Annotated in this window: 13 protein-coding genes and 1 tRNA gene; 1 reads left to right on the forward strand and 13 read right to left on the reverse strand. The window is 72.9% G+C overall.

The features are described 5' to 3' along the window. On the forward strand, window positions 1-1,183 hold a 1,183-nt coding region (locus KILIM_RS20410), incomplete at its 5' end, for a hypothetical protein (RefSeq protein WP_006594655.1). A 52-nt stretch (window positions 1,184-1,235) separates the two neighbouring features. On the opposite strand, the gene KILIM_RS20415 is transcribed toward KILIM_RS20410, so the two are convergent. From KILIM_RS20415 to KILIM_RS22895, 13 genes are all read right to left on the reverse strand, one after another. After that, window positions 1,236-1,324 (reverse strand) — tRNA-Ser (locus KILIM_RS20415). Between the two features lie 98 nt (window positions 1,325-1,422). Beyond that, window positions 1,423-1,791: an SdpI family protein gene (locus KILIM_RS20420; RefSeq protein WP_006594656.1), complete on the reverse strand. Its 369-nt coding sequence runs from the start codon at window positions 1,789-1,791 to the stop codon at window positions 1,423-1,425. A 158-nt stretch (window positions 1,792-1,949) separates the two neighbouring features. Continuing rightward, window positions 1,950-2,858, reverse strand: a complete 909-nt coding sequence (locus tag KILIM_RS20425) for a DUF6390 family protein (RefSeq protein WP_006594657.1) — start codon at window positions 2,856-2,858, stop codon at window positions 1,950-1,952. Next, a complete protein-coding gene (hypD, locus tag KILIM_RS20430) occupies window positions 2,855-3,979 on the reverse strand; it encodes a hydrogenase formation protein HypD (protein ID WP_006594658.1) in 1,125 nt (374 codons plus the stop codon). The genes KILIM_RS20425 and hypD overlap by 4 nt, the downstream gene beginning before the upstream one ends. A 47-nt stretch (window positions 3,980-4,026) precedes the next feature. After that, entirely contained in the window at window positions 4,027-4,299 is a 273-nt protein-coding gene (locus tag KILIM_RS20435; RefSeq protein ID WP_006594659.1) for a HypC/HybG/HupF family hydrogenase formation chaperone, read from the reverse strand. Between the two features lie 51 nt (window positions 4,300-4,350). Then, on the reverse strand, window positions 4,351-5,433 hold the full coding sequence (gene hypE / locus KILIM_RS20440) for a hydrogenase expression/formation protein HypE (protein ID WP_006594660.1): 1,083 nt from the start codon (window positions 5,431-5,433) through the stop codon (window positions 4,351-4,353). Next, the gene (locus KILIM_RS20445) at window positions 5,433-5,774 is read right to left on the reverse strand and encodes a HypC/HybG/HupF family hydrogenase formation chaperone (RefSeq protein WP_006594661.1); all 342 of its coding nucleotides are present in this window, start codon (window positions 5,772-5,774) and stop codon (window positions 5,433-5,435) included. Before KILIM_RS20445 ends, hypE begins: the two co-directional genes overlap by 1 nt. After that, complete coding sequence (locus tag KILIM_RS20450; RefSeq protein WP_006594662.1) at window positions 5,771-6,091, reverse strand: HypC/HybG/HupF family hydrogenase formation chaperone; 321 nt, start codon at window positions 6,089-6,091, stop codon at window positions 5,771-5,773. Before KILIM_RS20450 ends, KILIM_RS20445 begins: the two co-directional genes overlap by 4 nt. A 1-nt stretch (window position 6,092) precedes the next feature. Continuing rightward, window positions 6,093-8,690 carry a carbamoyltransferase HypF gene (gene hypF / locus KILIM_RS20455; protein WP_006594663.1) on the reverse strand — a complete coding sequence of 866 codons (2,598 nt, stop codon included), beginning with the start codon at window positions 8,688-8,690 and terminating at the stop codon, window positions 6,093-6,095. Beyond that, window positions 8,687-10,030: an NHL repeat-containing protein gene (locus KILIM_RS20460; RefSeq protein WP_006594664.1), complete on the reverse strand. Its 1,344-nt coding sequence runs from the start codon at window positions 10,028-10,030 to the stop codon at window positions 8,687-8,689. The genes hypF and KILIM_RS20460 overlap by 4 nt, the downstream gene beginning before the upstream one ends. Window position 10,031: 1 nt before the next feature. Continuing rightward, complete coding sequence (locus KILIM_RS20465; RefSeq protein WP_006594665.1) at window positions 10,032-10,964, reverse strand: Rieske (2Fe-2S) protein; 933 nt, start codon at window positions 10,962-10,964, stop codon at window positions 10,032-10,034. A gap of 5 nt (window positions 10,965-10,969) precedes the next feature. Next, the gene (locus KILIM_RS20470; protein WP_006594666.1) at window positions 10,970-11,356 is read right to left on the reverse strand and encodes a hypothetical protein; all 387 of its coding nucleotides are present in this window, start codon (window positions 11,354-11,356) and stop codon (window positions 10,970-10,972) included. Next, window positions 11,356-12,367, reverse strand: a 1,012-nt coding sequence (locus tag KILIM_RS22895) for a hypothetical protein (RefSeq protein WP_006594667.1), incomplete at its 5' end; no start/stop codon positions are given. The genes KILIM_RS20470 and KILIM_RS22895, both read right to left, overlap by 1 nt.

The raw sequence follows: 12,367 nt of genomic DNA on the forward strand, positions 1-12,367 counted from the left end.
GAAGCGCTGGGCCCGCGGCTGCCTCCTGCGTGGGACTCTGAGCGTCATGAGTCAGGGGATGGCAGCGGGCGCCCCGCGCGACGCGGCCCGCCGACTCCGGGAGGAGCTGGGGAACGTCGGGATGCAGCGGGTGGAGGAGGTTCGGCGGGCACAGACGGAGCTGGCCCATCTGGCGCCGCGGCTGGCTGCGCTGGTACTCGAGGCTCTCGACTCCGGGCGGGGTGACGACGGCGCGCCGCAAGACCGGATCTGGGAGCAGGTGGTGCCCGAATCGCTACGAGTGGGCGACGAATGGGTGTCGGCGGAGGCAGTCCGGCGCGGAGCCACCGAGCCGCAGGAGGTGCGGGTGCCGGTGGTGGCCGTCGCGTTGGATCCCGCCGGGGAGTACGAGCGGAGGGCGTTGCTGCGGGAGGTCTTCGATCGGGTTGCGCCGACCGAGCCAGTCGAGGGCGCCGTCGACGTCAAGGAGTGGCAGGCGCTGGCAGCTGATCAGCAGACCGTGGCGGAGTTCGACGCCTGGGCCCTCGACTGCGCCGTGGCGGCGGACCAGGCGGGGCGCCTCGAGGTCACCGATCCGCATCCGAACGAGCCCTGGCGCGAGTCGCTCGCCCAGTACGCGGAACAGGACCCCGGCGCCCTAACCGTCAGTGACGACGGCGATCGGGCCGTCATCACCGTCGGCTCCCAGCGGTTCGGCAGCTGCCCGTGGGCCGACCTCGTGCTCTTCGCGCCCGACAACCCGGCCTTCGCGGAGTACGCCGCCCTCGAACAGCCCGCGGACCCCGCGCACCTGAAGGCCCGCCGCCAGCGCGCCGACCGGGCGGTCGAGCGACGGCGGGGCATCGCGGCGGCCGAGAGGATCGCCGAGCAGTACTTCGACCTCAAGCCCGGGGCGGTGCAGCAATCGGCGCCCGTGACGCACGCGGGGCTGACCTACTCGACCGACCCCCTGACCGGCCCGCGCATCGCCTTCCCGGTGCAGGACCGCGTGCGTGACCACGCGGCGCCGGTGGCCGTCATCGTCGACGTGGACCAAGGCCCCTCCGGCCGTTGGGTCGTGGAGTACTCCGACGGGTCGCGCCGCGCCAGCTCCGTGGCGATCTACCAGGGGACGGCGATGCTCCGGACCCTGCTGCGCGACCTGGCGGTCGAGTCCGCCCGGCCCGCGCTCGGCCGCCCGTGACATGACGAGGGCGGGAGCGCCTGTTCGGCTGCTCCCGCCCTGGTCGTGCAGGTGGCGGAGGATAGGGGATTTGAACCCCTGAGGGTGATTAACCCAACACGATTTCCAATCGTGCGCACTAGGCCACTATGCGAATCCTCCGTGGGGGATCGTACCTGAGCGCCCCGGTCAGAACCCAATCGCGGGTGACGGCCAGGTGTCGCGCGGGTGGCCCCACGTGCGGCGACGGCGCGCCCTTGTCAGCGCTCCGCCTCGCGGGCGGCCTGGCTGGCGATACGCGCCGCGACGAGCGCGGCGACGATGATGACGGAATAGCCGACGGCGAAGAGCACGAGGACCGCGCCACTCGGCTCCTCCGACGGGGACCACAGGCCGGCCCCCACGAGGTTGCCGCCGATGATGGCCCCGACGATGCCGGTGATCTTCGCGGTCGGCAGGGCCGCCCGGTGGCCTGCGACCCACGCCGCATCGGAGGCCGTGGTGGCCGCCGTGCGGATCCCCACCGCCCCGTTGCGGCCAAGATCGCCGCGCGCCGCCGACGCCGTCACCCACCAGAGCAGCACGCTCACCCCGATGAGGCTCACCCCTGAAACCAAGCCCATCACCATCCCGGCAGGCTAACGGGAGACAGATCGGCCGGCGACCGCCCAGCCAGCCCGACCGCTCAGCCAGCCCGACCGCTCAGCCCACCCGACCGCTCAGCCCACCCGATCCCTCAGCCAGCCCGACCCCTCAGCCAGCCCGACCGCTCAGCCCACCCGACCGCTCAGTCCGCGGCCGCGCGGCGTAGCCGGGAGTCGGTGTGCTCGACCTGTCGTACGGTGAGCCGCTGGCAGGTGGCGGCCTCGGCGGCGGTCAGCTCGTCGCACGCGAAGTTCCAGTGCACGGCGACGCACGCCCCAGGCCGCAGGGTCGCGGCGTCGATGAACGGTCCGTCCTGCGTCCGCCAGATGACCCGCTCCGGCCGCGGCGTCGACAGCCGCAGGCCCGGACTCTCGTCGACGAGCCGGTCGATCTCCACGAGCAGCTCGTCGCCACCGACATCCAGGACCCGCCCCACCCTGATGCGGCAGTCGTCGAGCACGCCGACCGGCTCGGGTGCGCCCCGCCCCAGCAGCCGCGACCACGGGTACACGCCGAACACGTGAAAGGCGTGCGTCGGCGTTACCTCCGGCAACAGCTCCGGCGTCAGGTGCTGCCAGTAGTGCCCCGCCTGCGCGCCGAAGCGCGCGAGTAGCTCGGTGCCGTAGGCGCGCGCGTCGACCAGCTCGGTGAGGTCGTTGCCGGTCCAGTACGCGCGGACCACCCGCTCCTCCAGGGGGTCCAGCGCTCCGCCCCCGCTGCCCCCGCTGCCCCCGCAGCCTCCGACGTGACCGCCGTGCCCGACTCGACCTGCGTGCTCGGCGAGCAGCGCTTGGTAGGGCCAGGCCCCGGAGAATCGTCTGGCTGCGGCGGGCACGTCCAGCCCGGAGACGGTGTGGCCGGCCGCGAGGCGCTGCAAGGCAGCGCCGAGCTCGGGTCCGCAGAACCCGCGGGCGTTGGGCGCATGAGCGTAGCGAGCGAACAAGCGGTGTCCGGCCGGGACGCCAGCGGCTCGACCGGCGCCATCGGCGACACCGGCGACATCGGCGACATCGGCAGGGCTGGCCGCGTCGAGATGGTGCGCCTTCGTCACCCGCGTGCGCCGACCTCAACGGTCCGCCGCTGCAGCCGACCAAAGTTGTAGTAGGCCGCGCAGGCGCCCTCCGGCGACACCATGCAGGTGCCGATCGGTGTCTCCGGGGTGCAGGCGGTGCCGAACACGCCGCACTCCCACGGCTTGATGACGCCGCGGAGCACGTCGCCGCACTCGCACGCCTTGGGGTCCTCCACCCGCTGCCCCGGCAGGCTGAACCGCCGCTCGGCGTCGTACTGCGCGAAGTCCGGGTGCACCTCAAGGGCGCTGTGCGGGATCCACCCCAGGCCGCGCCATTCGAAGGTCTCGCGGGTCACGAAGGTCTGCGCGACGAGCTGCTGGGCCGCCACGTTGCCCTCGGGGCGTACCACGCGGCTGTACTGGTTCTCCACCTCGCAGCGTCCCTCGCGGCGCTGCTTCAGCAGCATCTGCACCGACTGCAGGATGTCGAGCGGCTCGAAACCCGTGACGACCAGCGGCTTGCCGAACTCGCGCGGGGAGAAGTCGTAAATCCCGGTGCCGACGATCGTGGAGACGTGCCCGGGGCCGATGAAGCCGTCGAGGCGCAGCGCCGGGTCGGCAAGGATCGCCCGCATCGGCGGCTCGATCGTCACATGGTTGGCGAACACCGAGAAGTTCTCGACGCCCAGCGCCTTGGCCCGGTGCAGGGTGACGGCGGTCGAGGGGGTCGTGGTCTCGAAGCCGACAGCAAAGAACACGATGTGTTTGGTGGGATTGGCCTGCGCGATCTTCAGCGCGTCCAGCGGCGAGTAGACGAACCGGCAGTCCGCGCCGCGCGCCTTGGCCTCCAGCAGCGAGCCGTTCGTGCCCGGCACGCGCATCATGTCGCCGAACGTCGTGAAGATGACGTCGGGCTGCTCGGCGAGCCACACGGCGTCGTCGACCCGGCCCATCGGGATGACGCACACCGGGCAGCCGGGGCCGTGCACCAGCTCGATGCCGGGCGGCAGAACGTGCTCCAGGCCGTGGCGGTAGATCGTGTGCGTGTGCCCGCCGCACACCTCCATGTAGGCGACCTCGTCGTCGCCCAGCAGTTCGGTGATCGAGGCGACCAGCGCCCGCGCCGCGACCGGGTCGCGGAATTCGTCGACGAAGTTCATGAACGGTCCCTTATTCGATACAGCACGGCATTCGATACAGCACGGCGTCAAAGCACGGAGGAGGAGGCGAACGACTCGAGTTCGTCGTCGTACTCGCGCCCCAGGCGTTTGAGTTGGTCGAGGGTCATCGCGGCCTCGTCCTCGTCGACCTTGGCGAGGGCGAAGCCGACGTGCACGAGTACCCAGTCGTCGACGCAGACGCCGCTGTCGGCCAGCAGTCGCACGCTGATCGTGCGTTGCACACCCGAGACGTCGACCTTGGCCAGGTGGTTGTCGGCGTCGACGATGTCGACGACGCGACCGGGGATTCCCAGGCACATGGTGGGTGCTCCTTCCGTGGGATGAATCAGGGTCGAGCGGTAGTGGCGCGGTCAGCAGATCCGTGGGAGCGGGTCGCCGACGAGCATGTCGACGACCCGGGTGCCGCCGAAGCGGGTCTGCATCACGACCAGGCCGGGTGGGTCGTCGGCGACGACGCCGATGACGCAGGCCTGTTCGCCGCCGGGCAGCGACCGCAGCGCGGTGACCGCTGCGGGGGCCTGCGCCTCCGGTACGACCGCGACGAAGGCGCCCTCGTTGGCGACGTACAGCGGATCGATGCCCAACAGCTCGCAGGCGCCACCGACGGCGGATTCCACGGGCAGGGTGTCCTCGTCCAGCACGACCCCCAGGTCGGTGTCGGCGGCGAGCTCGTTGACGACCGTGCCGACGCCGCCGCGGGTCGCGTCGCGCAGCCAGCGGGTGTCGGGGGCAGCGGCCAGCACGGCCTCGACGAGCCCGTTGACGGCCCGCGTGTCGGAGACGAAGTCGGCCTCGATGTCCAGGTCGCCGCGGGCGAGCATGACCGCCATGCCGTGAGCGCCCATCGGCCCGGAGAGCACGATGCGATCTCCCGGGCGCACGAGCGCGGACGAGAGGCGCCGGCCCGCCGGGACGAGTCCGATGCCGGCCGTGTTGATGAACACCTGGTCGGCGGCGCCCTTGGCCACCACCTTCGTGTCGCCCGTGACGATCTGCACTCCGGCGGCCACGGCGGCGTTGGCCATGTCCTGCACGAGCGCCCGCAGCGTCTCCATCGGTAACCCCTCCTCGATGACGAAGCCGGCCGAGATCCACTGGGGAATAGCGCCGCTCACCGCAAGGTCGTTGATGGTGCCGTTGACCGCGAGGTCGCCGATCGAGCCTCCGGGAAATTGGATGGGGTTGACGACGTAGGAGTCGGTCGAGAAGGCGAGGCGCTGGCCGTCGGGCAGGTCGAGAACGGCCGCGTCGCCGAGCGCGTCGAGCGCGGGATTGCCGAACGCCTCGAGAAAGACGTTGGCCGTCAATGCGGCAGAGGACTTGCCGCCGGCGCCGTGCGCGAGCGTCACGACCTGCTCCAGCAGCCTGGGGCGGCGCCGCCGGACCCGCTCGATCCGCTCGTTGACCTCCTCCTGGGTGCGGGGGCGCGCCATCACGCCACCCCGTCCAGGATCGTCAGCGCCAGACCCGCGTGGATGAGCACGCGGTCGCCGGGGTGCACCTGGCCCACCAGTGTCATGTCGACCTCCTCGAGTCCGGAGTCGGTGCGGACCAGCGCCGGCTCGAAGGCGGCGCCGGGGGCCTGCTCGACGACGCCGGGGCGACCCTCGTCGCTGCAGGTCACGCACACGTCGTCGACGCACTGCGGGATCACGATCGCGGGCTGTGCCGAGGCGGCCAGGGCGGCGGCGTCCAGGGTGGCCGCGGGGTCGGTGACCGGAGCGGTCGGGTCAGGGGCGCGACCGATGGGCTCGGTCGTCTGGGGCCGGTTCATGAGGCCTCCTGGGTGGCTGGCAACTGCGGACTCGCGGGAAAGTCAGGGGCAAAGTCAGGGGCGTCGTGCGCACTGCCGGGCTCCGCATCGAGCAGCCCCACCTCGCGCATCGTGGCCAGGGTCTGCAGCGCCTGCGCCTCGTCGAGCTTGGTCAGCGCGAACCCGGCGTGCAGGATCGTCCAGTCGCCGACGGCCAGGTCGGGCAGGTAGTCGATGCGGATCGTGCGCAGCTCACCGACGAAGTCGGCCTGCGCGAGGCGTTGGCCGTCGGGCTCGATCCAGGTGCGGGTGATCTGCCCGGGGATGCCGAGACACATGTCAGTGCCCTCCGTTCGAGTCAGCGGGCTGGGCGGTCTGGCCACATGACAACACAGTGTTCTGTGCAAATGTTGAGGGCGTGGGGGCGCCCGGCGAGCGGCCGGCCCGAGCGAGGTGGGCCAGCCCGATCGCGGCCTGCCCCAGGCTCAGACCGCCGTCGTTGGGTGGTACCACGCGGTGCGTGAGGGTGCGCAGGCCACGCTGGGCCAGGGCGCGGCGGGTGGCCGCGAGCAGCGCGCGGTTCTGGAAGCAGCCGCCGGTCAAACCCACGTCGAGGCCGCGGGTCGGCAGCTTGTGGCGGCGGGCGGAGTGCAGGGTCAGCTCGGCCAGTCCCTGAGCCAGCCACGTGTGCGTCGCGAGCGCCAAGGAGGCGTTCTCCCGGGTGCGGAGCTTGTCGTGCTCGGGCGGGCGTCCCGTCCGGTGCTCAAGCGCCCGTCCGGCGGCGTGCTCGGGCAGGCGTCCGGTGACGTGCTCGGCGATGGCGTGCAGCAGCGGCGCGGTGTCGAGCACCAATCGGTCCGCGTCGTCCGGATGCGGTGCGACGGTGGGTCGGGGCAGCCGAGTCGGGCGGTCGGCCCGGCGGGCGAGCGCCTCCAGCTCGATGGCGGCCTGCGCCTCGTACGTGATGCGGTGGCGCACCCCGAGGAGTGAGGAGACGACGTCGAACAGTCGACCGGCGCTCGAAGTGGCGACCCAGCCGGTCCGGCCCCGCACGACTGACTCGATCACCCGCACTTCTGTGGGGTCGAGGGCGTCCCGTGGTGCCAGTCCGGCCGGATCGATGCCGGCGTGCAGCAGGGCGGCCAGCGCGAGTCGCGCCGGTGATCGCACCGCGGCGTCGCCGCCGGGGAGCGGCCACGTCGACAGGTGCCCGAGCCGGTGCGCGGCGGCCCCGCCGTCCGTCAGGAGGAGGAGTTCGCCGCCCCAGATGGTCTCGTCGCAGCCGTAGCCGGTGCCGTCGAGCACGAGCCCCAGCAGCGGTCGCGCCAGCCGGCCGTGCTCGGCGGCGAGCGCGGCCAGGTGCGCGTGGTGATGTTGCACGGACAGCAGCGGCACGTCGTACTGCTGCGCGGCATCCTCCGCCCAGGCGCGGGAGGCGTAGCCGGGGTGGGCGTCGGCGACGACGAGCTGCGGGCGCGCGTCGTGAAAGTCGACGAGGTCCGCGGTGACCGCCGCCAGGGTGCGGCGGGTGCGCAGGTTCTCCAGGTCGCCGACGTGCGCGGAGACGAAGGCCCAACCGTCGCGGGTCAGCGCCGCCGTGTTCTTCACCTCGGCGCCCGCCGCGAGCACGACCGGCGCGCCCTGCACGGCCTCGGGACCCCGCTCGTCGACCTCCGACGAGAGCGCCACAGGCAGCGGCGCGTAGCCGCGCGACCGGCGGATCGGCAGCACCTCGCCCTGATCGTCGATGGTGACGACGGAGTCCTCGCAGGGCACGACGATGGGCCGGTCGTGGCTGAGGATGAGGTCGGCCATCGGGCCCAGGCGCGCCACGGCGTCGGCCTCGTCGGTGACCAGAGGCTCGCCGCTGACGTTGCCGGAGGTCATGACGAGGACCGGCAGTTGCGCGTCGGTCAACAGGTAGTGGATCGGCGCGTACGGCAGCATGATGCCGAGGTCGTCGAGGCCGGGCGCGACGCCGGGCGCCACCCTGATCGGGCGGGTGTGCTCGGTCCTGGCCCGCAGCACGACGATCGGCCGCGCCGGGTCGGTCAGGGCACCGCGAGCTGCCGCATCGACGTGCGCGAGCAGCTGCGCGGTGCTCACGTCGCGGGCCAGCAGCGCGAACGGCTGATCGGGTCGGTGCTTGCGCTCGCGCAGCAGCGCCACGGCGTCGGGGCGGCGGGCGTCGACGGCCAGGTGGAAGCCGCCGATGCCCTTGATGGCGACGACCTGGCCGGCCAGCAGCGCCGCCCGCGTCTGCTCGACGATGCCCGGCACCGTGTGCCGGTCGCGCCCGGCGGCCAGCAGTCGACCGTCGGCGCCCAGCAGCCGCAGCTGCGGACCGCAGTCGGGGCAGGCCACCGGCTGGGCGTGGTAGCGGCGGTCCTGCGGATCGCCGTACTCGGCGGCGCACCGTTCGCACATCGCAAAAGCCGCCATCGACGTGGCGGGTCGGTCGTACGGCAGGCCGGTGACGATCGTCAGCCGTGGCCCGCAGTCGGTGCACGTGATGAACGGATGCAGATACCGCCGGTCCGCGGGGTCGGTCAGCTCGCGCACGCACGCCTCGCACACGGCGACGTCCGGCGGCACGAGGGTGCGGCCCCCGACCTCCGGGGCGCTGGCCTCGATCCGAAAATCGCGCTCACGGGCCACCGGCAGTACCTCGCGGGCGACCGACAGCACGCGAGCCATCGGCGGCGCCTGCGCCACGACCTCCTGCGCGAAGGCCGCCACGGACTCCGATGGTCCCTGCACCTCGATCGTCACGCACGTCGTGGAGTTGCGGCACGATCCGACCAGGTGATGGGTGCGGGCCAGCCGCGCAACGTGCGGGCGGAAGCCCACGCCCTGCACGACCCCGGTCACGACGATCCGCTCCCGCGTCGGGCGTTCACCGTGGGCGGGAGCGAGCTGGACGGCGGTGGTGTTCACGTCGGACGCTCCCACAGCACGACCCGGTTGTTGCCGGAGTCGGCCACGGCCAGCACGTCGCCGGCCGGCCCGCGGTGCAGCCCCAGGCCGTAGGGCCAGCACAGGGAGTCCGCGACGACGCTGCTCCAGCGGTTCTCGCCGTTGGCGGCCGGGTCGGGCTGGCCCAGCACAGCATCGGCGGGCGCCCCGATCACCGGCCCGGCCGGCGCCGCCAAGGCGTCCCACAACAACACACGATTGTTGGCGGTGTCGGCGAGGGCGACGAGCGGCCCTTGCTGGCCGGCGCCGGTCGCCAGGCCGTAGGGAAACCGCAGCCGCCCCACCTGGGGGACGTAGGGAAACTCATCGCCGCTGGTCAGGTCGGGTTGACCGAGTACCGCATCGGCCGGGCGGTCCTGCGTCGGCAGCGTCGACCAGCACAACACCCGGTGATTGCCGGCGTCCGTGACGAGCAGCCCGCCGCGCCCGTCGGAGCCGACGGCGTGCGGCCAGCGGAACGAGGCCGGCCCGACGGGGCCGCCGCGGTTCTCCTCCCGGGCGTGCGGGTCGGACTGCCCGAGCACGACATCGGCGGGCTGTCCGGGCGCAGGCAGCCCGTCGCGCCACAGCAGCACCCGACGGTTGCCGGTGTCGGCAACGACGAAAGCGCCGTCGACCATCCCGATGCCGAACGGCCAGTAGAAGGTGTCGCCGCGGGCGATCGCGTCGTCGCCGGCGTTGGGGGCGATGCCCGTGGCATCGGGTTGCCCGAGCACGACATCAGGCGGGGTGTCCGTGGCCGTGGGTAGCCTCTGCCAGACGAGGATCCGGTGGTTCCAGGCGTCGGCCACGACGAGCTCGCCGGCTGCGGTGACGAGCACCCCGGTCGGTAGGTTCATTCCGTTCCGCGGGCCGCGGCCACCCGCCTGGGGCCCCTCGCTCGTCGCGTCGGGCTGGCCGAGCACGACGTCCGCCGGGGTGCCGTCGGCGCTCGGCAGGTCGCGCCAGATCAGCACTCGGTGGTTGCCCGTGTCGGCGGCGACGAGCAGATCGGCTCCCACGTAGACCCCGCGCGGCGCGTACAGCCAGGAGGCGGTGGGTTGGGCGGCCGGTAGTGCCAGGCCCCCCGGAGCGGGAGCCCCGAGCACCGCGCGCGGCCGCCACCCGCCGTAGCCGGCGGGCAACGCGGCATCCGGGCCACCGCTGTCGGCGGACCCGCTGGGGTGAGAATCAGCAGCAGGGTGCAGCGGCGGCATCCCCGGCACGGCCGCGCCGGCGCGCACGGCGAAACCGCTGGCGAGATCGCCGGCCGGTCCGCCAGGTCCGGCCCGCTCGGCGTCGGTGAGGATGCGCACCCGCATGTCAGGCCACCTTCACCCAGATGTGCCCGTCGAGCACCTGCAGGTCCAGCGGTTGCAGCCGGGCGCCCGGCAACGTCAGGCACTCGCCCTCGACCGCGTCGAAACACAGGCCGTGCCACGGGCAGGTGATCGTGCCCCGCGCGGCGTCGACCTCGGCCTCGTCGAGCGGCAGCCCCTGGTGGGCGCACGAATTGACGTAGGCGGTGAAGCGGCCGGCGGCGTTGACGATGATCGCCTCGGTCGACTCGCTGCCCGGCGATCCACTCAGGGCGGCCTGCTCGGCGTCGCGGCGCAGCGACACCGCCTCCAGGCTGCCGGGGGTGATCCGCTCGACGGGGAACGTGCGCACCCACCCCGGCCCGGGGTCGGCCGGCGCGCTCGGTGTGGCGTCGGGTCGCAGCCCGATGCCGCCGAGCAGCACCGGCGCGCGCGGCGGGTCGACGTAGACCACCGAGCGCACAGCGGGGATGCCCGCGAGCAGTGCGGCCTCCAGCTCCGGCTTGAGCCGCCCGGTCGGGGAGTCGCAGCCGCTCGGGCCGTCGAACCGCAGCCGGATGACGCCCTCGTCGATGGTCAGCAACTCGGCGGAGCACTTCTGCTCGGTCAGCACGGGCTTGGCGGCTTCGAGGATCTGTCGGGCCCGCGTCGTCGGGTCGGCCCGCACGATGCCGTGCACGGCCAGCATCATGTGCACGTGCGGATCGTCGACGAGCTCGAACAGCAGCTCCTTACCGCTGGGGTCCTCTCGCAGTCGGCGCACGATCGTCACGAGGGCCTGCCGGTGCAGGGTTGTGAAGGCCGCGAGCTGCTGCGCCGGCTCGCCCTCGTCGAGGGTGCGGGCCAGCGCCTCCAGGGCGCCCTCGTCGACCGGGGCCTGCGCGGTGGTCTCATCGCCCACTGTTGTGGGGGGTCGGATGGCCGTCTGCTCGCTCATCACTCTCACGCTCCGTAGACGCTCGCGCGCCGCATCGACTCCAGTACCTTCGCGCGCAGCAGCGTCGCGAACGCGGCCTTCGCCGTGCTCACCAGCAGGTGCTCGATGGTGCTAGGTGTCCCGGTGGTCGGCGCGGTGGTCGGGCCTGCCGGCACCGGTCGGGATTTCAGCGCCCGCAGCACGAACGCGGCGCCGTCGGCGTCGGCCAGGCACCACTCGTCGAAGACCGCGTCGACGAAGTCGGTGAGCCACACGCCCTCGCTGTCGGGGTCCCGTTCCAGCGCCTCGATGGCTCGGTCCTGACCGGCGCAACGCTGCACGATGCGCTCGACGAACGCCTCGCCCGCCTGACCCAGCAGCGCGTCGAACGCCACCCGCTCGTGAAGGTCCATCACGTCTCTCCCTGCGGCGGCTGCGCCCCATTCGAGGCCGACGGGGGAGAGGAGGTCGAGGGAGATGAGGTCGAGGAAGCGGAGGTCGAGGAGGCGGAGGTCGGGCGCGAAGACGCGGGCACGACGACCACCTTCGGGCGCGGCGGCACGTCGGCGCCCATGGTGACGCCCATCCCGGAGGTCATCGGGCCGGGCGTCACCGGCATCCGGTCCATTTGCCGTTCGCGCCGCTGCTGCTGTGCTGCGTCGGCGATCGGGTCGGTGCCCTTGGCGGCGGACTGGGCGCGCACGATCTCGTCGAGCAGCCCGCGCACTGCGGCCGCGGAGGCGCCCTCGCCGGCGGACTCGAAGAGGTACCGGGCCTCGACGAGGTTGGCCCGGGCGTGGTCGAAGATCCCCAGGTGGGCCAGGGCATTGCCCTGGTTGGCCAGCACCCGGGCCCGGGCCAGGGGGTCGCTGCCGACGGGGCGCTGCGCGAGCACCTGGTCGTACAGCTCGACGGCCTCGACGAGGTTGTCGCCCTGATGCAGCGACGGTGCGTAGATCAGCGCGTTCGCTAGGTTGAGGGTGGCGCCGGCCCACTGGTGCGGGTGGTCCTGCAGGGTCAGCACCCGCAGCGCCGCGCGCAGGGCCTGGGTGGCGATGCCGAACCGCAGTTGGTCGCCGGCGCTGCTCATCGGCGTCGCCAACTGGGCGGTGGCGAGCGCGACCTGCGCCCGCGCCCACACCAGGGGCTCGCTCGCCTCGGTGACGAGTTGCAGCGCCGAGTAGTAGTGGTGCATCGCCGCGCGCAGCGGCTGGCCGGTGGCTGCGGCGTGCTCGTGCGCGAGCTGGCCCAGCAGGAGGTGGATCTGCGCCAGCGGCGTCGTCAGGTCGGTGTCGGTGAGCACGGCCGCGGCGGCGGCCAACCGGTCGCCGTCGCCGGGGCGCGTCAGGCCGGTTTCGTGGGCCGCGCCGATCGCGTTGGCGGTCAGGAGTGCGGCGAGGACCGGCGAGTCGTCTCGCGCGGCG

Source organism: Kineosphaera limosa NBRC 100340 (assembly GCF_000298215.1).
Taxonomy (GTDB): domain Bacteria; phylum Actinomycetota; class Actinomycetes; order Actinomycetales; family Dermatophilaceae; genus Kineosphaera; species Kineosphaera limosa.